Annotated in this window: 17 protein-coding genes and 1 tRNA gene; 9 read left to right on the top strand and 9 right to left on the bottom strand. The window is 73.5% G+C overall.

All coding sequences use genetic code 11. The features are described from left to right. Positions 1–6: 6 nt before the first annotated feature. The 3 genes from rsgA (at position 7) to hisN (ending at position 2292) form a co-directional block, all read left to right on the top strand. Positions 7–1062, top strand: a complete 1056-nt coding sequence (rsgA, locus tag OU787_RS21005) for a ribosome small subunit-dependent GTPase A (protein WP_268660264.1) — start codon at positions 7–9, stop codon at positions 1060–1062. Between the two features lie 89 nt (positions 1063–1151). Beyond that, complete coding sequence (locus OU787_RS21000) at positions 1152–1475, top strand: DMT family transporter (protein ID WP_030462823.1); 324 nt, start codon at positions 1152–1154, stop codon at positions 1473–1475. Between the two features lie 19 nt (positions 1476–1494). Continuing rightward, positions 1495–2292 (top strand): histidinol-phosphatase, encoded by a 798-nt coding sequence (gene hisN / locus OU787_RS20995; protein WP_030462824.1) that lies wholly within the window; start codon positions 1495–1497, stop codon positions 2290–2292. A 180-nt stretch (positions 2293–2472) separates the two neighbouring features. Here the strand turns inward: hisN and OU787_RS20990 are convergent, their stop codons facing one another. The 4 genes from OU787_RS20990 to OU787_RS20975 all read right to left on the bottom strand — a co-directional run bounded on the left by OU787_RS20990 (position 2473) and on the right by OU787_RS20975 (position 10145). Continuing rightward, positions 2473–4425 carry a tetratricopeptide repeat protein gene (locus tag OU787_RS20990; RefSeq protein ID WP_268660263.1) on the bottom strand — a complete coding sequence of 651 codons (1953 nt, stop codon included), beginning with the start codon at positions 4423–4425 and terminating at the stop codon, positions 2473–2475. A 352-nt stretch (positions 4426–4777) separates the two neighbouring features. Beyond that, entirely contained in the window at positions 4778–6796 is a 2019-nt protein-coding gene (locus OU787_RS20985) for a glycosyl hydrolase family 18 protein (RefSeq protein ID WP_268660262.1), read from the bottom strand. Between the two features lie 272 nt (positions 6797–7068). Beyond that, a tRNA-Met gene (locus OU787_RS20980) sits at positions 7069–7142 on the bottom strand. Positions 7143–7199: 57 nt separating this feature from the next. Continuing rightward, positions 7200–10145 (bottom strand): UPF0182 family membrane protein, encoded by a 2946-nt coding sequence (locus OU787_RS20975; RefSeq protein WP_268661898.1) that lies wholly within the window; start codon positions 10143–10145, stop codon positions 7200–7202. Positions 10146–10311: 166 nt separating this feature from the next. Between OU787_RS20975 and OU787_RS20970 the strand changes: the two genes are divergently transcribed. Next, the gene (locus OU787_RS20970) at positions 10312–10872 is read left to right on the top strand and encodes a PPA1309 family protein (RefSeq protein ID WP_030462828.1); all 561 of its coding nucleotides are present in this window, start codon (positions 10312–10314) and stop codon (positions 10870–10872) included. Positions 10873–10918: 46 nt separating this feature from the next. Here OU787_RS20970 and OU787_RS20965 read toward each other — a convergent pair whose 3' ends face one another. The 4 genes from OU787_RS20965 to OU787_RS20950 form a co-directional block, all read right to left on the bottom strand. Then, a complete protein-coding gene (locus OU787_RS20965) occupies positions 10919–12001 on the bottom strand; it encodes a YlbL family protein (protein WP_030462829.1) in 1083 nt (360 codons plus the stop codon). An 85-nt stretch (positions 12002–12086) separates the two neighbouring features. Continuing rightward, the gene (locus OU787_RS20960) at positions 12087–12254 is read right to left on the bottom strand and encodes a hypothetical protein (RefSeq protein WP_268660261.1); all 168 of its coding nucleotides are present in this window, start codon (positions 12252–12254) and stop codon (positions 12087–12089) included. Between the two features lie 160 nt (positions 12255–12414). Next, positions 12415–12855: a molybdenum cofactor biosynthesis protein MoaE gene (locus tag OU787_RS20955; protein ID WP_081967204.1), complete on the bottom strand. Its 441-nt coding sequence runs from the start codon at positions 12853–12855 to the stop codon at positions 12415–12417. A gap of 83 nt (positions 12856–12938) precedes the next feature. Then, on the bottom strand, positions 12939–14087 hold the full coding sequence (locus OU787_RS20950) for an NAD-dependent epimerase/dehydratase family protein (RefSeq protein WP_030462831.1): 1149 nt from the start codon (positions 14085–14087) through the stop codon (positions 12939–12941). A 191-nt stretch (positions 14088–14278) separates the two neighbouring features. Between OU787_RS20950 and OU787_RS20945 the strand changes: the two genes are divergently transcribed. Beyond that, a complete protein-coding gene (locus tag OU787_RS20945; RefSeq protein WP_268660260.1) occupies positions 14279–15862 on the top strand; it encodes a zinc-dependent metalloprotease in 1584 nt (527 codons plus the stop codon). Next, complete coding sequence (locus OU787_RS20940; protein ID WP_268660259.1) at positions 15859–16422, top strand: NUDIX hydrolase; 564 nt, start codon at positions 15859–15861, stop codon at positions 16420–16422. Before OU787_RS20945 ends, OU787_RS20940 begins: the two co-directional genes overlap by 4 nt. A gap of 102 nt (positions 16423–16524) precedes the next feature. On the opposite strand, the gene OU787_RS20935 is transcribed toward OU787_RS20940, so the two are convergent. Continuing rightward, positions 16525–17052, bottom strand: a complete 528-nt coding sequence (locus OU787_RS20935) for a M48 family metallopeptidase (protein WP_107066653.1) — start codon at positions 17050–17052, stop codon at positions 16525–16527. Positions 17053–17555: 503 nt separating this feature from the next. Between OU787_RS20935 and OU787_RS20930 the strand changes: the two genes are divergently transcribed. From OU787_RS20930 to OU787_RS20920, 3 genes are all read left to right on the top strand, one after another. Continuing rightward, positions 17556–18665 carry a ThiF family adenylyltransferase gene (locus OU787_RS20930; RefSeq protein WP_268660258.1) on the top strand — a complete coding sequence of 370 codons (1110 nt, stop codon included), beginning with the start codon at positions 17556–17558 and terminating at the stop codon, positions 18663–18665. A 290-nt stretch (positions 18666–18955) separates the two neighbouring features. After that, positions 18956–20305 (top strand): ABC1 kinase family protein, encoded by a 1350-nt coding sequence (locus OU787_RS20925; protein WP_268660257.1) that lies wholly within the window; start codon positions 18956–18958, stop codon positions 20303–20305. 90 nt (positions 20306–20395) lie between these two features. Then, positions 20396–21529 carry a barstar family protein gene (locus OU787_RS20920; RefSeq protein WP_051816900.1) on the top strand — a complete coding sequence of 378 codons (1134 nt, stop codon included), beginning with the start codon at positions 20396–20398 and terminating at the stop codon, positions 21527–21529. The last annotated feature ends 21 nt before the right edge of the window (positions 21530–21550 follow it).

Below are 21550 nucleotides of genomic sequence, written 5' to 3'. Positions count from 1 at the left end.
ACCAGCATGCGCCGCTACGACAAGAACGCCGACGAGGACGACATCCGCAGCCGCCCGGGACGCCGGGGCTCCCGCCCCCGCACCCGGATCCGGCCCAAGCACGAGGACGCCGCCGAGGCGATGATCCTCACCGTGGACCGGGGCCGGATGACCTGCCTGGTCGACAGCGGCACCGAGGACGAGCGCCAGGTCGTCGCCATGAAGGCCCGCGAGCTGGGCCGCAAGGGCGTCGTCGTCGGCGACACCGTCAGCGTGGTCGGCGACCTGTCCGGCGAGCCGGACACGCTGGCCCGGATCGTCCGGGTCGAGGAGCGCAGCTCGGTGCTGCGCCGCACCGCGGACGACGACGACCCGTACGAGCGGATCGTGGTCGCCAACGCCGAGCAGATGGCCATCGTCACCGCGCTGGCCAACCCCGAGCCCCGCCCCCGGCTGATCGACCGCTGCCTGGTGGCCGCGTTCGACGCCGGGATGGAGCCGCTGCTGGTGCTCACCAAGGCCGACCTGGCCTCCGCCGACGAGCTGCTGGAGTCGTACGCGCCGTTGGGCATCCGCTACGTGGTGACCCGGGCCGACGAGTTGGAGAGCGCCGGGGCGGAGGCCGTCCGCGAGCACCTGCGCGGGCGGACCACGGTGTTCATCGGGCACTCCGGCGTCGGCAAGACCACCCTGGTCAACGCGCTCGTCCCGGAGCGGCAGCGGACCACCGGCCGGGTCAACTCCGTCACCGGCCGGGGCCGGCACACCACCGTCTCGGCGCTGGCGCTGCGGCTGCCCCCGCCGCCCGGCGCCAAGCCGGGCTCGAAGAAGGCGCTGGACCCGGGCTGGGTGATCGACACCCCCGGCTTCCGCTCCTTCGGCCTGTCCCACATCGACCCGTCCCGGGTCATCCACGCCTTCCCCGACCTGGAGCCCGGCACCGCCGACTGCCCGCGCGCCTGCTCGCACGACGAACCGGACTGCGCGCTGGACGCCTGGGTCGCCGACGGCCACGCCGACCCGGCCCGGCTGTACTCGCTGCGCCGGCTGCTGGCCACCCGCGAGGCGCACGAAGGGGACTGAGAATTCACGGTGATCACGAGTCGCTGGGGCCGCTGCGCTGGGTAACGATAGGAAGGTCACACCGTCCTATCTGACAGGGAGTCAACCCGATGGCATGGGCCATGGTGATCCTCGCCGGTCTGCTGGAAACGGGATTCGCGGTCAACCTCAAGCTCAGCCACGGCTTCACCAGGCTCTGGCCCACCATCAGCTTCGCGCTCTTCGCGCTGGGCTCCTTCGGCCTGCTCACCCTCTCCCTGAAGACCCTCCCGGTCGGCAGCGCCTACGCGGTGTGGACCGGCATCGGCGCGGCCGGCACCGCGGTGTACGGGATGGTCTTCCTCGGCGAGTCCTCCTCCACCCTCAAGCTCGTCTCCATCTCCCTGGTCATCGCGGGCGTGATCGGCCTGCAGCTCAGCGGCTCGGGACACTGAGTCCGCTAGGGTTCCGTGCATGGCCGACTACCACGACGACCTCCGACTCGCCCACGTCCTCGCCGACTCGGCCGACTCGATCACCATGGAGCGGTTCAAGGCGCTCGACCTGAAGATCGAGACCAAGCCCGACCTGACCCCGGTCAGCGACGCCGACAAGGCCGCCGAGGAACTCGTCCGCTCCGTCCTGCAGCGGGCCCGTCCGCGCGACGCCGTGCTCGGCGAGGAGTACGGCCTGCAGGGCTCCGGCCCGCGCCGCTGGGTGATCGACCCGATCGACGGCACCAAGAACTACGTCCGCGGCGTCCCGGTCTGGGCCACCCTGGTCGCCCTGCTGGAGGAGCAGCCCGACGGCGAGCACGTCCCGGTGGTCGGCATCGTCTCCGCCCCCGCGCTCGGCCGCCGCTGGTGGGCCGCCAAGGGCCTCGGCGCGTTCGCCGGCCGCAGCCTCGCCAAGTCCCAGCGCATCCACGTCTCCAAGGTCTCCCGCCTCGCCGACGCCTCGCTCTCCTTCTCCTCGCTCAGCGGCTGGGAGGAGCGGGCCCGCCTCGACGCCTTCCTCGACCTCACCCGGATCTGCTGGCGCACCCGCGCCTTCGGCGACTTCTGGTCCTACATGATGGTCGCCGAGGGCGCCGTCGACATCGCCGCCGAACCCGAGCTCTCCCTCTGGGACATGGCCGCCCCCTGCATCATCGTCCAGGAGGCCGGCGGCCGCTTCACCGGCCTCGACGGCATCGACGGCCCCACCGGCGCGGACGCGGTCGCCACCAACGGCATCCTCCACGAGGCGGCGCTGCGCTCGCTCAGCGTCTGACCGAGAGCTGCGAACGCCAGGAAGCGCACCACCAGGGGCGCGGGGAACTGCGCGGCCAACCGAGCACTCACAGCCAGATCGCGAACCAGGACGAGAGCTTGCACTGTCCCGCGATCTCACTGACGTGCGACTCCCGCTTCGCGCAGTTCCCCGCGCCCCCGGTTTCGCCTCAGCGCAGCGCTACGCCGAGAGCTCCGCGTTGAGCGCCCCCAGCAGCCGTCCCGCCCGTTCCGCGACCTCGGCCGGGCCGTACTCCGCCGCGCGCTTGCACCAGTTCTCCGCCTGGACGGCCTCGCCGCGCCGCAGCGCCAGCAGGGCGAGCCGGAGGGCCGCGCGGCCGTGGCCGGCGTCCGCGGCGCGGGTGTACCAGAGCATGGCCTCGGCCTCGCTGTCCTGCCGGGCCAGCAGCAGGCCGAGGTTGAAGGCGGCGCTGCGGCTGCCGCCCTCGGCGGCGCGGCGGTACCAGCTCTCGGCGATCTGGAGGGCGCCGCGCTCGGCCGCGCGGACGCCCATCCGGACCTGGGCGCGGCGGTGTCCGGCGTCGGCGGCGATCGCGTACCAGTGTTCGGCCTCGGCGTCGGCGTCGCCGCGGCGGTCGAGCAGCGAGGCGAGCCGGAAGGCGCCCTCCGCGGAGCCGCCGTCGGCGGCCTGCCGGTAGCGTTCGAGCGCGCCGGTGAAGTTGCCGCGCTGTTCCTGGGCGACGGCGAGTTGCAGGGCGGCCTCGCCGTGGCCCTCGGCGGCGGCGCGGGCGTACCACTCCTGGGCCTGCCGGGTCTCGCCTCGGCCGGCGTGCAGGACGCCGAGGTTGAAGGCGCCGTCGACGGAGCCGGCTTCGGCGGCCTTGGAGAACCAGGGTTCGGCGCCGGACTCGTCGCCGCGCTGGAGCAGCACGACGGCGAGCGCGTTGCAGGCCTCGCGGTGTCCGGCGTAGGCGGCGCGGCGGTACCACTGCTCGGCCTGGGCCTCGCGGCCGGCGCCGGCGCAGAGCAGGCCGAGGTTGAAGGCGCCGTTGTGGTCGCCGGCGTCGAGGGCGGCGCGGTACCAGCGTTCGGCGACGGTGTTCTCGCCGCGGCCGGCGTGCAGGGCGCCGAGGGCGTTGGCGGCGGTGCCGTCGCCGGCTTCGGCGGCCTCCTGCCACCATTCGGCGGCGGCGGCGAGGTCGCCGGTGTCGCGGAGCAGGAAGCCGAGGGCGCAGGCGGCGCGGGCCTCGCCGTTCTGGGCGGACTGCCGGTACCAGCGGGCGGCCTCGTCGAGGTCGGCGCGGGCTTCGAGCAGGACGCCGAGGCGCAGCGCGGCGCGGGCGTGGCTGCGGGCGGCGGCGGTGCGGTACCAGGTCTCGGCGGTGTCCTTGTCCCCGGCGGCCTCGCGCATCCGGGCGAGGCGGTAGGCGGCCTCGCGGTGGCCGGAGTCGGCGGCGGCCTTGAACCAGCGTTCGGCGCGGACGTCGCGGCGGTGCTCCATGAGGTCGCCGAGGGCGTAGGCGCCGAGCGGGTGGCCCTGTTCGGCGGCGTAGTGCAGCCAGTACTCGGCGGCCTCCTCCTCGCCCTGGTCGCGCAGTTGCAGGCCGAGGGCGTGGGCGGCGGGGGCGGATCCGGCGACGGCGGCCTGCCGCCACCACTGGGCGGCCTCGGTGCGGTGGCCCTGCTGGTGGAGCAGGACGCCGAGGTTGTTGGCGGCGGCGCGCAGGCCCGCGGCGGCGGCGGAGCGCAGGTACGGTTCGGCGTCGCGCAGGTCGCCGCGGCGCAGCAGGAGGGCGCCGAGCTGGCTGGCGGCGTTCGGGTCCCCGGCGTCGGCGGAGCCGCGGTGGCGGGCTTCGAGGGCGGCCTGTTCGCGGGCGGCGAGGGCGGTCTCGAAGCTGTCGGCGGCGTCGTCGTCGGGGTCGACGAGGTCGCGGACGGAGGCGGCGGCGACCTGCTCGGCCGTCAGGTGGACGAGGCTCTCGGGGCCGTAGCCGGTCACGTCGATGCCGCCCGCGGTGCCGCGCTGGGCGGGCAGGCTGCCGGTGGACGGGCCGGCGGGCCGGTCGGCGGCCCGGGTGCCGGTGCCGCTACCGGTCTCGGTGTCGGTCCCGGTGTCCGGGGTGGTGCCGGCCGCCTGTCGTTCTCCCGTCCCGCTGTTGCCGATGAGCTTCATGCCGACTCCCGCTCCCCCCGAGTGTCGCGGCATCCGCCCGGGGCCGTCGACCCCGGGCGCCTCCCCCAGGGGGCGCGCCGGACCGGACGGCCCGTCAGCGGCCGTGCCGCGTCCCCCTCGTGGTTCATCGTCGCATCACCCGCACACCGCGTACACCTGCTCCGTCCGTTTTGGCGGAGCGGGGCCGAAGCCCGGCGAGATCGCTTCGGCTCTTTGTCGATTTCCCGACACTGAGCCCCACAAACCCCGGCCACGCATCGTACCGGAGTCGATCAACTCTCCGCGCGCGCAAGGGGGAAGGCCCGGAGGACGAAATCCTCCGGGCCTTCCGTGAAGGGTTCTTGACGGGGCCTCAGCTCACGCTGAAGTCGTCGGCCTGGTAAGCACCCTGTCCGTACCAACCGTGCACCCAGACGGTGACCGAGGTCACCGAGGCACCGGTGGTGAACTTGGTGGACAGCTGCGTCCACGCGCTCCCGCCGGGGGTCCAGGTCGAGCTGTCCGCGCCGGAGCCGGTGACGCCCAGGTAGGTGTAGTTGCCCTTGACCCAGGCGGACAGCGTGTAGGTGGTGTTCGGCTTGACCGTGACGGTCTGCTGGCACTGCGCGGTGTCACCGGCGCTCGCGTTGCCCTGCAGGGCGTACGAGCCGGTGTGGCCGCCGCTGACCACCGCGCCGCCGCTGCCCGCGCAGGTCCACGGGCTGAGCGCGCCGGACTCCAGGCCGGGGTTGGCCACGATCCCACCGCTGGGCGAGGTCGGCGAGGAGGACGGGCTGGTGGTCGGGCCGGTCGGCGAGGTCGAGGGGCTGCTGGAGGGCGGGGCCGACGGCGAGGTGCTGGCGGTCGGCGACGCGCTGGTGGAGGTGGAGGCGCTGGCGCTGGGCGAACCGGTCGGCGGGGCCGGGCAGGAGGCGGCCGAGCCGTTGGTGGCGTTCATCAGCGGGTTGAGCAGCGCCGCGTTCGGGTCGTCGTACAGCGAGAACACGAACGATCCGCCGAGGCCGTTGCAGTGCGCGTAGTCCATCTTGGCCTGGATGGACTTGGCGTTCTCGCCGGACCAGAAGTTGGTGCCGTCGTAGAAGTACGCCGCCTGCGCGGCCGGGTCCCAGTAGGTGTAGCTGGGGTTGTCCACCGTCCCGAGCAGTTCCTTGTACATCCGCACGCCGTTGACGTTGCCGGAGTTCGGCGCGCCCTGGGCCGGTCCGCTGGCGGGCTGGAACAGCCCGTGGTTGGCGCCGGCCGCGACGCCGGTCCAGCCGCGGTAGTACAGCGGGACGCCCATGTTGAGCTTGTTCGCCGGGAACCCGCCGGGGATGCCGTACGAGGAGTCGCCGACCGTGTACGCCTTGATCGCCTCGTCGATCGAGTACTTGGCGTTGCCCGGCGGCACGTTGTTCATCGGGTCGTTCGGGTTCTGGTAGACCGGCGTCTGGTGGTTGGTCGGGCCCTGGGCCTCCCAGCCGCCGTGCATGTCGTACGTCATCGGGTCCGCGAAGGTCAGGTACTGCCCGATCTTGTCGGTCTCGACGTTCTGGATCTTGTCCTGGCCGGCCGGCAGCGCCGCGCTCAGCGCGTAGGTCTTGCCGTCCGCGGCGCCCTGGGTGTTGAGCTCGCTGCGGAACTCGGCGAGCAGCGCGGTGAAGTTCTGCTTGTCGTTGGGCGAGGAGTGGTTGCCGGTGTGGCCGCCGCCGCCCGGGTACTCCCAGTCGATGTCGAAGCCGTCGAAGATGCCCTTGCCGGTGCCGGCGCCGCCGTAGCCGCCCTGCGCGGGCAGGTTGCCCTTGATGAACATGTCGACGCACGAGGAGACGAGCTTCTTGCGCGAGGCGTCGGTGGCCGCCGCGTCGGAGAAGTACTTGGAGTACGTCCAACCGCCGATCGACAGCAGCACCTTGAGCTTCGGGTACTTCGCCTTCAGCTCCTGGAGCTGGTGGAAGTTGCCGGCCAGCGGCTGGTTCCAGGTGTCGGTGGAGTTGTCGACGCTGTTGCCGTTGGCGAAGGTCTTGGCGTAGTCGGCGTAGTAGTCGCCCGCGCCGTCGCCGGCGTTCGGGTTGTTCTCGTCCTGCGAGGCCGCCGAGTTGGCCTCGAAGCAGGTCAGGTTGGTCGGGTCGATGTTGGCGAAGTCGTACAGCAGGTAGTCGAGCTTCCCGGCCATGCCGTTGGTGTCGACGTTCTTCAGGTAGTAGGCGTTCTGGTAGATCGACCACTGGTCGAAGTACGCGACCTTCATGCCGCCGCTGGTGGCGGGGGCCCCGGTCGTGTTGCCCGGCCCGGCGGTCGCGCTGGGGGCTCCCAGCAGCGAGACCGCTCCGGCGAGCAGCGTGGCGGCCGCGGCCGTGACGGCCCAGGCCCTGCGGTTGTTGCGATGCATGCGGATGTGCCTCTCTCCTGTCACGTGGGGATGCAGGAACGCCGTCCGACACCCGGTCGGGGAGAGCGGCAGACGGAACCAGAACGTGATCAATTCCCGTTGCTGGTAAAGGAGTTGCAACGCATCAGGACGGGCGGTGGGGGCCGCCCGTCATGGGCATGACCCAGATTGGACTGGACCACATGGGGTGTCAATCGACCGGACACCCAAGGAATGGCAAAGGGAACGACGAAGGCCCGGAGGCTGATGCCTCCGGGCCTTTCGCTACTGAGTAGCGGGGACAGGATTTGAACCTGCGACCTCTGGGTTATGAGCCCAGCGAGCTACCGAGCTGCTCCACCCCGCGTCGGTGAAACCACTGTATCACGATCACGGGGTGGACCAACAAACCGGTTCCCGCAGCTCAGCCGGTGGGCGAGGCGGTCGGCGAAGCCGTGGGCGAAACGCTGCCGCCGGCCTTCTGCTCGGCGGCCATCGCGTCGCCGATGGCCTTCTTCAGCGCCTCCTGGGCCTTGCCGTACGCCGCCCAGTCGCCGTTCTTCATCGCCGCCTGGCCGTCGTCGAAGGCCTTCTGCGCCTCGGTGAGCGCCTTCTGCACCTCCGGGCTGTCCGGCGCGGTCGGCGTCGTGGGCGTCGTGGGCGTGGTCGGCGTGGTCGGCGTGGTCGGCGTCCCGGTGCCCGGGTTCTGCGGCTCGGCCGGGGCGGTCGGGGTGGTGGCCCCGTTGGCCGCGCCGCCGAGCACCTTGGCCAGCGCCTGGTCCAGGGTGTCCTCGAGCGCCACGTTGTGGTCGCCGTACACCGCCAGCACCTTCTTCAGCACCGGCACCTTGGCGCCGCGGGCCACCAGGTACACCGGCTCCACGTTGAGGATGCCGCCGCCGACCGGCAGGGTCAGCAGGTTGCCGTACACCACGTCGGAGTCGGTGCCGCTGCGCAGCAGCGTCAGCTGGCGGGCCACCTCGGAGTCGGAGTTGAACTTCGCCTGGGTCAGCGCCGGGCCGAGCGCGCCCGAACCGGACGGCATCCGCAGGATCCGCAGCTTGCCGTAGCCCGGGCCCGGGTCGGCGTCCGCGGTCATGAACGCGGCCAGGTTCTTGCGGCCCGAGGGCACGAAGGAGGTGGTCAGCGAGAAGCTGGCCGCCTTGGCGTCCGGCATCCGCAGCGTCAGGTAGTACGGCGGCTGCACCTCGTGGGTGTTGACCGTCGGGTCCTCCGGCACCTCCCAGATGTCGGTGCCGTTGAAGAACGCCGTGGCGTCGGTCATGTGGTACTGCCCGAGCAGGTCGCGCTGCACCTTGAACAGGTCCTGCGGGTAGCGCAGGTGCGGCAGCAGGGTGGCCGGGACGTCCGCCTTCGGCTTCACCGTGCCCGGGAACGCCTTCATCCAGGTCTTCAGCACCGGATCGGCCTCGTCCCACTGGTAGAGCGTCACCTCGCCGGTGTACGCGTCCACGGTGGCCTTCACCGAGTTGCGGATGTAGTTGACCTGGTTGACGGCGGTCAGGGTGCGGCCGCGCTGGTCGGTCAGCGAGTCCTTGGTGGCGTCGCCGAAGGTGGTCTTGGACGAGAACGGGTACCCGTCCGAGGTGGTGTAGCCGTCCAGCACCCACACCAGCCGGCCGTTCTCCACCACCGGGTACGGGTCGGCGTCGATCGACAGCCACGGCGCGACCTTCTCGACCCGCTCCTTGGGGGTGCGGTCGTACAGGATCTTCGCGTCGTCCTTGATCGCCCCCGAGTAGAAAAGCTGCGGCTCGGCGAACTTCACCGCGTACGCGGCCCGGGTCAGCGGGTTGTTCAGCGAGACGCCGCTGCCGCCGCTGTACTGGGAGGTCTGGTCCGGCTGTCCGTCCCGGGTGTAGTCGATCTCGTCCATGCCGGGCCCGACGACGGAGTACATCGTCGTCTTCTCGCCGTAGTACACCCGCTGCTCGTACGCGCCCAGGTCGCCCTCGGCGGGCAGCGCGTGCTCGGTGTAGACCGGGTTGCCGTTGGCGTCGACCTGGTTGCCCTTGGCGGCGACCACGCCGTACCCGTGGGTGTACTTGAAGTGGTCGTTGATGAAGTTGCGCTGCTGCACGCCGGTCAGGTCCAGCTCGCGCACGCCCAGCACGGTGTCCTGGTCGCCGTAGCGGTCCACGTCCAGCGTCTTGGGGAACGCGTAGTAGTTGCGCAGCGCCTGGTTCTGCTGGAACGTCGGCGAGACCACGTTCGGGTCCAGCAGCCGGATGTCCGAGACGGTCTGCGCGTCCTGCTTGAGCTTGTCGGCGTCGGTCGAGTCGGTCGGCGTGTACTGCTGCTCGGCCGCGTCCGCGATGCCGTACGCCTGCCTGGTCGCGTCGATGTTCTTCTGGATGTACGCGGTCTCCTTGGCCTGCTCGTTCGGCTTGACCTGGAACTGCTGCACCAGCGCCGGGTAGAGGCCGCCGACCAGCAGCGCGGACAGCGCCATCAGCCCGAAGCCGATCAGCGCCGGCGCCCAGGTCCGCCTGATCGGGGTCAGGAAGAACAGCAGCGCGCAGATGATCGCCACGAAGAACAGGATCGTCTTGGCCGGCAGGAACGCGTTGGCGTCCACGTAGCGCAGGCCGGTCCAGCCGTCGACGTTCTTGTACGACTCGCTCTTCACCGCCAGCGCGTACCGGTCCAGCCAGTACGCCACCGCCTTCAGCAGCACGAACACGCCCAGCAGCACGGCCAGGTGGCCCTGCGCCCCGGCGCTCGCCCGCCGCCCGGGCCCCTGCAGCCGCAGGCCCCCGTACAGGTAGTGCACGGCGGTCGCCGCCAGCAGCGAGACGATCACCGCGCTGAACGCGAAGCCCAGCACGAACTGGTACCAGGGCAGGTCGAACGCGTAGTACGAGACGTCCTGGTGGAACTGGCTGTCCTTCACGCCGAACGAGGTGCCGTTGACCCACAGCATCCACGTCCGCCACTGCGCGCCCGCCGCGGCGCCGGCCGCCAGGCCGACCAGCAGCGACAGGCCGACCAGCAGCCACTTGCGGAACGGCGCGATGCCCGTCCGGTAGCGGTCCAGGCTCTGCTGCTCCACCGACATCGCGGCCAGCGGCGGCCGCAGCCGGTGCGCCAGCCACAGGTTGAACCCGACGACCAGGGCCATCAGCAGCCCGAAGACCGCGAACAGGCCCGCCTTGGCGCCCAGTTGGGAGGTGAACACCGAGCCGTAGCGCACCGAGTCGAACCACAGCCAGTCGGTCCACAGGCCCGCCAACATCACGAACAGCAGGAACAGCGCCGCCAGGACGCCCACCGTCAGCAGCAGCACCTTCGCCCGGCGCGACGGCGGCCCGACTCTCGCTCGGAAACCCGGACCGGAGCGGTCCGGCATCTGGAAGGTCAAGGCGCCACCTCAGCTGTCGTCGTCATCGGGAATGCCACCGCCGCACCGGTCGCGGACGGCGGTCTCCCCATGCAACTTAATTCGTCTTTACCTGAGTTCCCGGCGGCTGCGTCGGAGTTGGAGCGGGCACCCCCGGGCATGTGAGGATGACCCCATGTCCGACTCCCCTGACCTGACCGCCGCCGCCTCCGGCCTCCCCGCGGCCACTCCCCTCACCCGGGCCGCCCTGGAGATCGACGAGCACGCCGCGACCCTCGGCTGGGACCTCCCGGCCCGCCTGTTCGCCCTGGTCGACAACGCCCAGATGCGCAAGGCCAACCCGCGGCTCGCCTCGCAGCTCGGCCTGGACGACAACCCGACCGGCCTCACCCCGGTCGAGCAGGAGGAGATCCCCCCGGGCACCGAGCTCGACCGCTTCCTCGGCACCATCGCCTGGCCGGACGGCGTGGTCGGCTGCGCCCTGGTCGTCGAGCGCCTGATGCTCCCGCCCGGCGCCGAGTCCTCCCGGCCGAAGAACGCCGGCGAGAAGGAGATCAACGACTGGGTGGCCACCCACCCGCAGCGCCAGGAGGTCCGGATCACCGCGGCCGTCCTGCGCGACGGCTCCAAGGAGGTCGCGCTGCGCCTGCGCGAGAAGGACCTCGCCCGCGAGGTGCTCACCGGCCCCGAGCTGGTCCCCAACCTGACGGACGCCCTGCTCTCCACCTTCTCCTAGCGCTCCCGGCGGGCCCCTCCCCGGGGCCCGGCCGCTCGGCCGCGGCTCAGCCGCAGCTCGGCAGCGCCGCCTTGTCGCCGCCGCGGATGCTGTCCAGGGCCTTCACCGCGCCGTCCAGGTTCTCGACCTTGACCAGGGTCAGCCCGGACGGGGTGCCCTTGACCGCCTCGGAGCAGTTGTCGGCGGGGGTGAAGAAGTACTCGGCGCCCTTGTCCCGGGCCGCGATCAGCTTCATCTGGATGCCGCCGATCGGGCCGACCGCGCCGTCGTCGTCGATGGTGCCGGTGCCCGCCACGAACTTGCCGCCGGTGAGGTCGGTGGGGGTGAGCTTGTCGACGATGCCGAGGGCGAACATCAGGCCGGCGCTGGGGCCGCCGACGTCCTGCAGGCCGATGTCGATCTTGAACGGGTAGACGTGGTCGACGCCGGGCGTGATGCCGACGACCGCCCGCTCCGGGCCGCTGTCCGCGGACTTGCCGGTCACGATCGGCACCTCGACCCGGTCCGCCGGGTCCGGCGAGGCGCCGGCCTTGGCGTGCGGGACAACGGTGAAGACCACGGTCTCGCCCGGCTTGTGCTTGGTCACCTGCGCGGCCACCTGGGTCTGGCTGGTGATGGCCGTGCCGTCCACCGCGACGATCTGGTCGCCCGCGTGCAGCTTGCCCTCGGAGGGCCCGCCGGCGGCCACCGAGGAGACGATGATCTCGGTGCTGACCGGGATGCCCAGCTCCTTGAGCGCCGCGGTCTTGGCGCTGTCCTCGGAGGAGGCGAACTGCTCGGCGTTCTCCTGCTGGGCCTCCTGGTCGGTCTGGCCCTTCGGGTAGACGTTGTCGTGCGGGACGACCAGCACGTCGTCCCGCATCCAGCCGACCAGCGCCGAGACCAGGCTCGGCTGGTAGTTCGCCCCGGTGACCTGGACCGTGGTCATGTTGAGGTGGCCGCTGGTCGGGTAGGTCTCGTGGCCGGTGATGGTGATCACCGGCGTGCCGGTCTTGTCCTGCGTGCCGAGGGTGTTGTACGTCGGCCCCGGGCTCATCTCGGTGAACGGCACCTTGAACAGGACCGAGGCACAGAGCAGGCCTATCAGCAGCAGGGTGGCGGCGAGCATCGTCGCCGATCGGCGTGGCATGCCACGACAGTACGGGAAGTGCCGGGCGGGGTGTACCGCCGGTCCGCGCCCCGCACCGCCGATCGGGGACGGGGGGCGGCGGCGGTCAGTCCCGGGTGCCGGTACTGCGCTCCATCGCGGCGCGGAAGCGCTCGTGCTCGGCGAGCGAGGACGGATCGGTCATGGCGCGGGGCGGGCGGGCCGCCCAGGTCGCCCAGACCGCGGCCAGCACCCCGGCCACCACAGGAATGCTCAACCAGGCGAGCACAGCCATTTTCGGACTCCCCACAGGCTCGTCATGCGTATCAGCAGATTAACCGCCTACTGGGGGAACGGCGCGAGCGGCATCCGGGTTACGGGACGCGGTCCGCTCTTCACCACAAGGTGTACCGCCGAACGGGCAACGAGCGCCGCCCGGACCGGACACGGGGGCGTCAGCAGGAGCCGGCGCCGACCCACTCCTCCTCGCCGTCGGCGAAGACCTGGTGCTTCCAGATCGGCACCTCGTGCTTGAGGTCGTCGATCAGCCGCCGGGAGGCCGCGAACGCCTCGCCGCGGTGCGGGCAGGACACCGCGACGATCACCGCGACGTCGCCGATCTCCAGCCGGCCGGTGCGGTGCACCGCGGCCAGCGCCCGGACCGGGAAGTCCGCGCAGACCTTCTCGGCGATCCGGCGCAGCTCGCGCAGGGCGGTCGGGTGGGCGCTGTACTCCAGCGCGGCGACCGGCTTGCCGCCGTCGTGGTCGCGCACCGTGCCGACGAACAGGGTGGTGCCGCCGGCCGCGTCGTCGCCGACCGCGGCGTGGACCTCGTCGAGCGAGAGCGCGCTCTCGCGGACGTCGAGCAGGCGGATCGGGTCGTGGTTCTCGGACATGGGCCCATCATTCCGCATCCCCGCCGACGGACCGCAAGGATTTTCGTATCACGATGCGGTAATTCCGCCATGTGAAAAGAAGATCAGATCCGGCGGTGCTTGCGGGCCCGCCGGACCAGCGCGGCGGTGCCGATCAGCGCCACCGTCGCCCCGGCCGCGCCCAGGCTGGTGGCGGCCTCCTTGCCGCCCAGCCGCCGCCCGGCCACCGCGTGCTTGCCGGACACCTGGGCGAGCAGCTCGGCCAGCACCTCCTCGTTGGTGTGCCGCGGCCGCCAGCCCGCCTCGTGCAGCCGGCTGCCGGACACCACCCACGGGTACATGGTGTACGCCAGGTCCCCGGCCGGGGCCGGGGTCAGGCCGAGCCGGTGCAGCCGGGCCGCGGTGCCCAGGGCCAGCGAGGCGGGCAGCTCCATCCGCCGGATCCCGGACAGCTCCTCCACGTCCTCCTGCTCCAGCCAGCCGTCGCAGCCGACCGTCACCTCGCCCTCGACCAGACCGAGCGCCGCGTACTCCAGCGCCGCGGCCAGGTCGTCCAGGTGGCAGAACTGCCAGCACGGGCGGGAGCCGGCCACCACCAGCAGCCGGGGCGCCTCGAAGTGCCGGGTCAGCACGGTGTCGATGCCCGGGCCGACCACCACGGCCGGGCGCAGCACGGTGATCTGCAGCCCGGGGTGGGCGCGCGGGGCGCGCCGGGCCAGCCGCTCGATCTCCAGCAGGTCGCCGACCAGCGACGCCTCCTCGGTGGCCCGCAGCTCGGAGTCCTCGGCCAGCGGGACCTCGTTGTCGGGCAGCGCGCCGTAGACCATCGCGGAGGTGCACAGCACCACCCGGTGCACCCCGGCGGCCGCGGCGGCGGTCACCACCGTCTGCGCGCCGCGCACGTTGTAGGCGCTGCGGGTGCGCGGGTCGGACTCCATGCCGAGGTCCATCGCCAGGTGCACCACCACGTCGACGCCGGCCAGCCGCTCGGCCACCGCCGGGTCGCGCACGTCCAGCACCCGCCACTGCACGCCGGGCACCTCGCCGCGGCGGTCGTCCACCGCGAGCACCCGCCGCACGTGCGGGGAGTCGACCAGCCGCTGCGCGACGCGCTCGCCGAGCACGCCCGCCGCGCCGGTGACGGCCACGGTCAGCGGTCTGCCGCCGTAGGCTGGAGTCGGCGAACCGGCATCGGCCGGCGCACCCTCGCCCTCGGTCAGCCCAGAGCGAACGTCCGAAGGCGGGGAACTCACCGGCCATCCTCCACGGTTAGCTTAAGTGCGGACGTACGAGTGTCACGCACTTGACCATCCTGCCCGAGGCTCGGCCCCGGCGGTGCACCCGGCGCGGTCGCCGCGAGACCATTCAAACCGCTCGGAGCCCCCGGGCGGCAGACTTTCCCGCCACACCACCCGCGTGACGGCCGATCAGATCGAGGACCCCCGTGAGCGACCTCCCCTTCGGATTCGGCGTTCCCCCCGAGGAGCCCGAGGACGGCAAGAACAAGGGCAAGAAGGACGGCGAGCAGGGCGACTCGACCCCGCAGCAGCCGTTCGGCTTCGGCAACGGCAACCCCTTCGGGGCGCTGTTCGGCATGGGCGGCCCCGGCGGCGGGCAGGGCGGGGACAACCCGTTCGCCGCGATGATGGGCGGCTTCAACCCCAACGACCTCGGCGCGGCGTTCCAGCAGCTCGGGCAGATGCTCTCGTTCGAGGGCGGCCCGGTGAACTGGGACCTGGCCAAGAACATCGCCCGGCAGACCGTGGTCGCCGAGCAGCCCGAGGGGAAGACCAAGGACCGCTCGGTCGGCGCGGCCGAGCGCACCGCCGTCACCGAGGCCGTCCGGCTGGCCGACCTGTGGCTGGACTCGGCGACCGAGTTCCCCTCCACCTCCTCCGCGGCGGTGGCGTGGAGCCGCGCCGAGTGGATCGAGGCCACCCTGCCGGTCTGGAAGGACCTGGTCGACCCGGTCGCCGAGCGGGTCGGCAACGCCATGGGCGGCGTGCTGCCCGAGGAGATGCAGGCGATGGCCGGGCCGCTGATGGGCATGATGCGCTCGATGGGCGGCGCCATGTTCGGCACCCAGATCGGGCAGGCGCTCGGCGCGCTGGCCGCCGAGGTGCTCGGCTCCACCGACGTCGGCCTGCCGCTCGCCCCCGCCGGGAAGGCCGCGCTGCTGCCGCAGAACATCGCCGAGTTCGGCGAGGGCCTGAACGTGCCCGCCGAGGAGGTCCGGCTCTACCTGGCCCTGCGCGAGGCCGCCCACCAGCGCCTGTTCGCGCACGTGCCGTGGCTGCGGGCGCACCTGTTCGGCGCGGTCGAGGCGTACGCGCGCGGCATCAAGGTCGACACCTCGCGGATGGAGGAGCTGGTCGGCCAGCTCGACCCGGCCAACCCCGAGGCGCTCCAGGACGCGCTGGCCGGCGGCCTGCTGCAGCCCGAGGACACCCCCGCGCAGAAGGCCGCGCTGGCCCGGCTGGAGACCGCGCTGGCCCTGGTCGAGGGCTGGGTCGACGCCGTGGTGCACACCGCCGCCGCCCCGCACCTGCCGCAGGCCGCCGCGCTGCGCGAGACGCTCCGCCGCCGCCGCGCCTCCGGCGGCCCCGCCGAGCAGACCTTCGCCACCCTGGTCGGCCTCGAACTGCGCCCGCGCCGCCTGCGCGACGCCTCCCGCCTGTGGGCCTCGCTCGCCGACGCCCGCGGCGTCGAGGGCCGGGACGCGCTGTGGAGCCACCCCGACATGCTCCCCACCGCCGCCGACCTGGACGACCCGGACGGCTTCGTGCACCGGGACACCGCGGCGGTCGCCGAGGGCGGCTTCGACTTCGACGCGCTGGACAAGCTGCTCGGCGAGGCCGCGGGCGGCGGCGCCGCCGGGACGGGGAAGGCCAACCTGACCAAGGACGCCGGGGGCGCCTCGTCGGACGACGCCCCGAAGGCCGCCCCGGACGGGGAGGGCAAGGGCCAGGACGCCCCGGGCGAGGGCGACGAGGACGGCGAGCAGGGTCCGGAGGGCACCGCCAAGTGACCTCGCTGCACGCGGACGCCGTTCGCGTCCTCACCGACTGGGCGCCCGACGCCGCCGGGCAGGACGGGCTGCGCCGCGACTACCTGGCCCACCTGGCCGAGCGCCCCGACGGCATGTGGCGGGCCTGCCTGCCCGGGCACATCACGGCCAGCGCGCTGGTCGTCGACCCCGAGGGCGGGCGGGTGCTGCTCACCCTGCACCCGAAGGTCGGGCGGTGGCTGCAGATGGGCGGCCACTGCGAGCCCGGCGACGACACGCTGGCCGCGGCCGCGCTGCGCGAGGCGGTCGAGGAGTCCGGCATCGCCGACCTGGCGCTGCTCGCCGTCGACGGCCGCACCGCGCCGGTGAAACTGGACCGGCACCAGGTGCGCTGCACCGGGAAGGACCGGCCGGAGAACACCCACCTCGACGTGCAGTACGTGGCCCTGGCCCCGGCCGGGGCGCGCGAGCTGATCAGCGAGGAGTCGCTGGACCTGCGCTGGTTCGGCTGGGACGAGCTGCCCGCCGACACCGACCGCTCGGTGCGCGAGCTGGTGGCGATGGCCCGCGGACTGGTCTGACCCCGCGACTCCCCCGGTGTGCCGCGAGGCCCCCGGTCGCCCCTGGCGGGCGGCCGGGGGCCTCGTGTCGTGCGTGGTCGCGCCGTCCGGACGTCCGCCGGGTCAGGTGAGGCGGGCGGGCGGGATGTGCGGCAGGCGGGCGGCGGAGGCGACGCCCTCCAGGTAGCCGCGGGCCCGCTCGGTGCGCGGGTAGGCGTCCAGCAGGGCCCAGAACCCGGGGCCGTGGTCGGGGACCAGCAGGTGCGCCAGCTCGTGCAGCAGGACGTAGTCGACCACGTACTCGGGCATGCCCTGCAGGCGGTGGGAGAGCCGGATGGTGCGCTCGCTCGGGGTGCAGGAGCCCCAGCGGGAGTTCTGGTTGGTGACCCAGCGGACCTGCTCGGGGACGGCCCGGCCGCCCAGGTAGAGCCGGGAGAGCTCGTGGGCGCGGGACTGCAGGGCCTCGTCGCCGAGCGTCCGGCGGCTCTCCTGCGCGGCCAGCTTGTCGAGCATCTGGGCCACCCAGCGCTGCTCCTCGGCGTGCGACATCCGGGCCGGGATCAGCACCACGGTCCGGTCGCCCTCGCGGTAGGCGGAGACGGTGCGGCTGCGGCGGGCGCTGCGGCGGACCTCGACCTTGCTGCGGTCCACGGCGGGCCGCTCGGCGGCGGTGCGCTCGGCGGCGGCGTGCCCGGCGGCGGCGTGCCCGGTGCCGGTGCGTCCGGCGCGCTCCGGGGCGGGCCGCTCGGGGGCGCTCCGGGCGGGGGCGCCGCGGCCGCCGGGGCGGTGCGGGTCGGGGGTGTGCTCGCGGTCGGTTGCGTACTCACGATCGGCCCCGGCGCTGGCATGCGCGCCGGGCGCCGCGGTCGTCGTCCCGGAGGCTGCCCGGGCACGCCGATGCGACGCCGACCGATGGGAGTCCCGTTCGGCTGCCATGGCACAGGACGTTACCCCGTCCCCGTGACAGAAGTCCGGCACCGGGTCGGCGCGGCCCCGGGGACCACCCGGGTGCGTTGTCCACAGGCCGTGCGCGGCGATGAACCGATCGTCCTACCGGGGCTGTGGACAACGGATTTCCGCCGATCCGGACCGCCGGGCAAGCTGCGGTGACCAGAGATCCCGACGCCGGGATCCCGACCGTGGGAGGTACCCGCATGCGCCCCGTGATCAAGCCCGCCCTGGCCCGGCTCTGGCGGGAGAAGCAGGCCCTGCAGTTCGGCACCGTGCGGCGGCACGCCCGGCTGATCGAGGGCGTCGACCGCAGGCTGGCCGGCTTCCTGGAGCTGATCGACGGCACCCGGGACGGCCCCGCCCTGGTCGCCGCCGGGCAGCGGCTCGGGCTGAGCGCCGAGTACTGCCGGGCGGTGCTCGACTCGCTCGCCGGCAGCGAACTGCTGGACGACGCCCAGGCCCTGCGGGACGTGCTGGAGCTGTACCCACCCGCCCGGCGGGAGCTGATCGGCCCCGACCTGGCCTCGCTCTCCCTGGTGCACCCGGCGCCCGGCGAGGCCGCCGCGGTGCTGCACGGCCGGATCCGGGCCCGGGTCGAGGTGCGCGGCGCCGGGCGGATCGGGGCCGCCGTCGGGGCCGCGCTGGCGGCCGGCGGGATCGGCGAGGTCGCGGTGCTGGACCGCGGCCGGGTCGCCGCCCGGGACTGCGCGCCCGGCGGGCTGCCGCCGGGCGACATCGGGCGGCTGCGCTCCACCGCCGCCCGCGAGCTGGTGCACCGCGTCACCGGCGCCCCGGTCGGCGAGCGGTACCGGCGCCCGCCCGCCGCTCCCCCGCCGCCCACCCTGGTGGTGCTCGCCCCGCGGGACGGCTCCGCCGCGTACACCGGGGCCGCCGTGGACGCCCAGGAGCTGATGCGGGCCGGCATCCCGCACCTGTACACCGGGGTGCTCGAACACCTCGGCGTGGTCGGCCCGCTGGTCGTCCCCGGCGCCTCCGCCTGCGGCAGTTGCGCCACCCTGGCCCGGCGGGACGAGGACGAGGCGTGGCCCCGGCTGCTGGCCCAGCTGATCGACGAGGGCCCCGGCCGGGCCCGCGTCCCGGCCTGCGACGGCGCGGTCGCCACCTCGGTCGCCGGGCTCGCCGCGCTGCACACCCAGCTGTACCTGGACGGGGTGCTGCCACCGAGCGTGGACGGCTGGTGCGAGCTGTCCGCCGCCGACGGCATGGTGCGGCGGCTGCGGCTGCGCAGCCACCCGGATTGCGGTTGCCTCTGGCAGTCCGCCGCACCGGGGCGAACGGGCACAATGGCCTAGGACGACCCCTGGGGCCCGTTCGGCAGCCCGCGCCCGATCCGTCGCCACCCGCCCGGTGCACCGCTTCCGGGGGCGGGCGGCGGCCCGTCGGGTCCGGGGCTCGCCGGGCGGGTGCCGGGAGTGCCGCTGTACCGACCGCCGGCGGGGCGCCGGTCGGTCCGGAGGATCAGGAGGTCCGGTGAGCGATCTACCGCGCAAGGCAAGGACCGGCACGGCCCGGCCGGTCGCCCGACCGCGTGCCGGGGCGGCCCCGGCCGCCACCGGCCGCGCCGTCCGGACGGGGGCGGCGGATGTCTGAGATGCCGCGCAAGGCGGTCTCCCGGACGGCCCGGCTGGCGGCCCTGCCGCTGAGCTTCGCCGGGCGGGCCACCCTCGGCCTGGGCAAGCGCCTGGGCGGGCGGCCGGCGGAGGAGGTGGCAGCCGAGCTCCAGGCCCAGACCGCGGAGCAACTCTTCGCCACCCTCGGCAAGTTGAAGGGCGGTGCGATGAAGTTCGGGCAGGCCATGTCGGTCTTCGAGTCCGCCCTCCCGGAGGACGTCGCGGGCCCCTACCGGGCCGCGCTCACCAAGCTCCAGGAGTCCGCCCCGGCGATGCCGACCCGCACCGTGCACGCGGTGCTCTCGGCCGACCTCGGCGAGGGCTGGGCGGAGAACTTCCGCTCCTTCTCCGACCAGCCGTCCGCCGCCGCCTCGATCGGCCAGGTGCACCGCGCCGTCTGGAAGGACGGACGGGACGTCGCGGTCAAGATCCAGTACCCGGGCGCGGGCGACGCCCTGCTCAGCGACCTCAGCCAGCTCTCCCGGCTGGCCCGGATGCTGGGCCCGCTGATCCCGGGCGTGGACATCAAGCCGCTGATCGCCGAACTGCGCGAGCGGGTCACCGAGGAGCTCGACTACCGGCTGGAGGCGGAGTCCCAGCAGCTGCACGCCCGGGAGTTCGCCGGGGACGCCGACATCCTGGTGCCCCGGGTGGTCGCCCAGTCCGGGCGGGTGCTGGTCACCGAGTGGCTGGAGGGCAAGCCGCTCTCCCAGGTCGTCTCGGACGGCACCCGCGCCGAGCGCGACCGGGCCGGCCAGCTCCTGGCCCGCTTCCTGTTCGCCGGCCCGAGCCGCACCGGCCTGCTGCACGCCGACCCGCACCCGGGCAACTTCCGGCTCGTCAAGACCGGCCGCAGCGCCGCGAGTTGGAAGCTCGGCGTGCTCGACTTCGGCACCGTCGACCGCCTCCCCGGCGGCCTGCCCCGCCCGATCGGCACCTCCCTGCGCCTGGCCCTGGCCGGGGACGCCGGGGCGGTGTACGACCTGCTCCGGCAGGAGAACTTCGTCCGCCCCGGCATCTCGCTCGACCCGGACGCGGTGCTCGACTACCTGCTCCCGATCATCGAGCCCACCCGCGCCGAGCAGTTCACCTTCAGCCGCCCCTGGATGCGCACCCAGGCCGCCCGGATCGCCGACCCGCGCTCCCCCGCCTACAACCTCGGCAAGCAGCTCAACCTCCCGCCCTCCTACCTGCTGATCCACCGCGTCACCCTCTCCACCATCGGCGTCCTGTGCCAACTCGGCGCCACCGTCCGCCTGCACGAGGAACTCCTCCGCTGGCTCCCCGGCTTCGCCGAGCCGGAGGCCGACCTGGCCGACTGAGCCGACCGCCCCGCGCGCCCCGGCCCGCAAAACGCTTTGCCCCGGCCGGGGCGCGCGCTGCACGCTGGGCGCGGACGAAGGAGGACGGGCGTGCAGCCGGTGGGCCATCGAGAGTGGGAGCGGCCGTTCCCGGTGCGGTACCTGATCGTCGGCGAGGACGAGAACGGCGAGGAACTGCTACTGGGCCGGTGCGCCGCCGTCGAGGGCCTGTTCACCGACCCGGCCCCGCCACCGCGCGAGGTCCTGGTCCTGCGCGGCTGCGCGCCGGGGGCGGCGGTCGGGTGGCTCGGACCCGCCCTGATCACCGGCCGGTCGGCCTCCGGGCGGGAGTACTGGTGGGATCTGCTGGACGCCGAGGTGCTCGCGGTCGTACCGCACGCCGCCGGTCCGGCGCTGGTCGACGTGGTGGTCGGGGCAGCCGTCGGCGCGGTGGAGGACTTCCGGTTCGCACGGGATCCTGGTGAGCGCTTCGAACTGACGGCGAGCAGGTCCGGACCGGAGCCGCTCGCGGTGGGCGCGGAGGTCACCGGGTTGCTGGTGGAACGTGAGGGGCCCGGGCGGTTGCCGGTGCAGTTGGTCGGCTGCGAGCTGACCGGTCCGCTGCGGGCACGGTTTGACAGCGGTTACCGGGGCTGGCCCGCGTACACCGAGCTGTGGGCGCTGGACGACACCGGCCGGGTGCTGTGCCGGGTCCCGACCGGGCTGGCCGTCGGCCGAACCTGGCCGTCGGTACTCGGCGGCGGCCTACTAGACGTGCTGCTGTCGGTCTCCCCCGACCAGCTGCCCGGTTCGGCGGCCCGCACGGTCTGGCGGCAGTGGCAGGCCGGGCCGCCGCGGCAGGCGGGCAGTTGGCGCGGGTTGGGCACTGCCGCCAAGGAGACCTGGCAGACGCTGGCGCTGTACCTCCGCGAGCCCGGGCCGGACCGCTCCGGCGGCGAGTACCACCTGGACGGCAGGGAGGTGGAGGACGTCACGGGCCTGCACTGCGCGATCGGTGAGGCGGTGAACGGGCCGGGCGGCTACTACGGGCGGGAGTGGAACGGTCTGCGCGACTGTCTGGGCGGCGGCTTCGGGTTGGTCCCGCCGTTCACCCTGGTCTGGCACGACTTCGCCGCCACCGAGGAGGAGTTGGCCGCGGACCGCGACCCGGCGACCGGGCTCGGCTACCCGGAGGAGCTGGCCCGCGAGCTGGAGCGGGACGGGGTGACGGTCGTCCGGGCCTGACCGGTGTCGGGGCCGGGGCCG

It is taken from the genome of Kitasatospora sp. YST-16 (assembly GCF_026802215.1).
Classification (GTDB): Bacteria; Actinomycetota; Actinomycetes; order Streptomycetales; family Streptomycetaceae; genus Kitasatospora; species Kitasatospora cineracea.
Note: the sequence above shows the minus strand (reverse complement) of the source record. Positions and strands in the feature narration are given on the sequence as shown.

Excerpts from the sequence above, each read along its gene's own strand:
- OU787_RS20990 (WP_268660263.1), bottom strand. The coding sequence starts at position 4,425 with ATGAAGCTCATCGGCAACAGCGGGACGGGAGAACGACAGGCGGCCGGC.
- OU787_RS20955 (WP_081967204.1), bottom strand. The coding sequence starts at position 12,855 with ATGTCCGAGAACCACGACCCGATCCGCCTGCTCGACGTCCGCGAGAGC.
- OU787_RS20970 (WP_030462828.1), top strand. The coding sequence starts at position 10,312 with ATGTCCGACTCCCCTGACCTGACCGCCGCCGCCTCCGGCCTCCCCGCG.
- OU787_RS20965 (WP_030462829.1), bottom strand. The coding sequence starts at position 12,001 with ATGCCACGCCGATCGGCGACGATGCTCGCCGCCACCCTGCTGCTGATA.
- OU787_RS20930 (WP_268660258.1), top strand. The coding sequence starts at position 17,556 with ATGCGCCCCGTGATCAAGCCCGCCCTGGCCCGGCTCTGGCGGGAGAAG.
- rsgA (WP_268660264.1), top strand. The coding sequence starts at position 7 with ATGCGCCGCTACGACAAGAACGCCGACGAGGACGACATCCGCAGCCGC.
- OU787_RS21000 (WP_030462823.1), top strand. The coding sequence starts at position 1,152 with ATGGCATGGGCCATGGTGATCCTCGCCGGTCTGCTGGAAACGGGATTC.
- OU787_RS20975 (WP_268661898.1), bottom strand. The coding sequence starts at position 10,145 with ATGCCGGACCGCTCCGGTCCGGGTTTCCGAGCGAGAGTCGGGCCGCCG.
- OU787_RS20925 (WP_268660257.1), top strand. The coding sequence starts at position 18,956 with ATGTCTGAGATGCCGCGCAAGGCGGTCTCCCGGACGGCCCGGCTGGCG.
- hisN (WP_030462824.1), top strand. The coding sequence starts at position 1,495 with ATGGCCGACTACCACGACGACCTCCGACTCGCCCACGTCCTCGCCGAC.
- OU787_RS20960 (WP_268660261.1), bottom strand. The coding sequence starts at position 12,254 with ATGGCTGTGCTCGCCTGGTTGAGCATTCCTGTGGTGGCCGGGGTGCTG.
- OU787_RS20985 (WP_268660262.1), bottom strand. The coding sequence starts at position 6,796 with ATGCATCGCAACAACCGCAGGGCCTGGGCCGTCACGGCCGCGGCCGCC.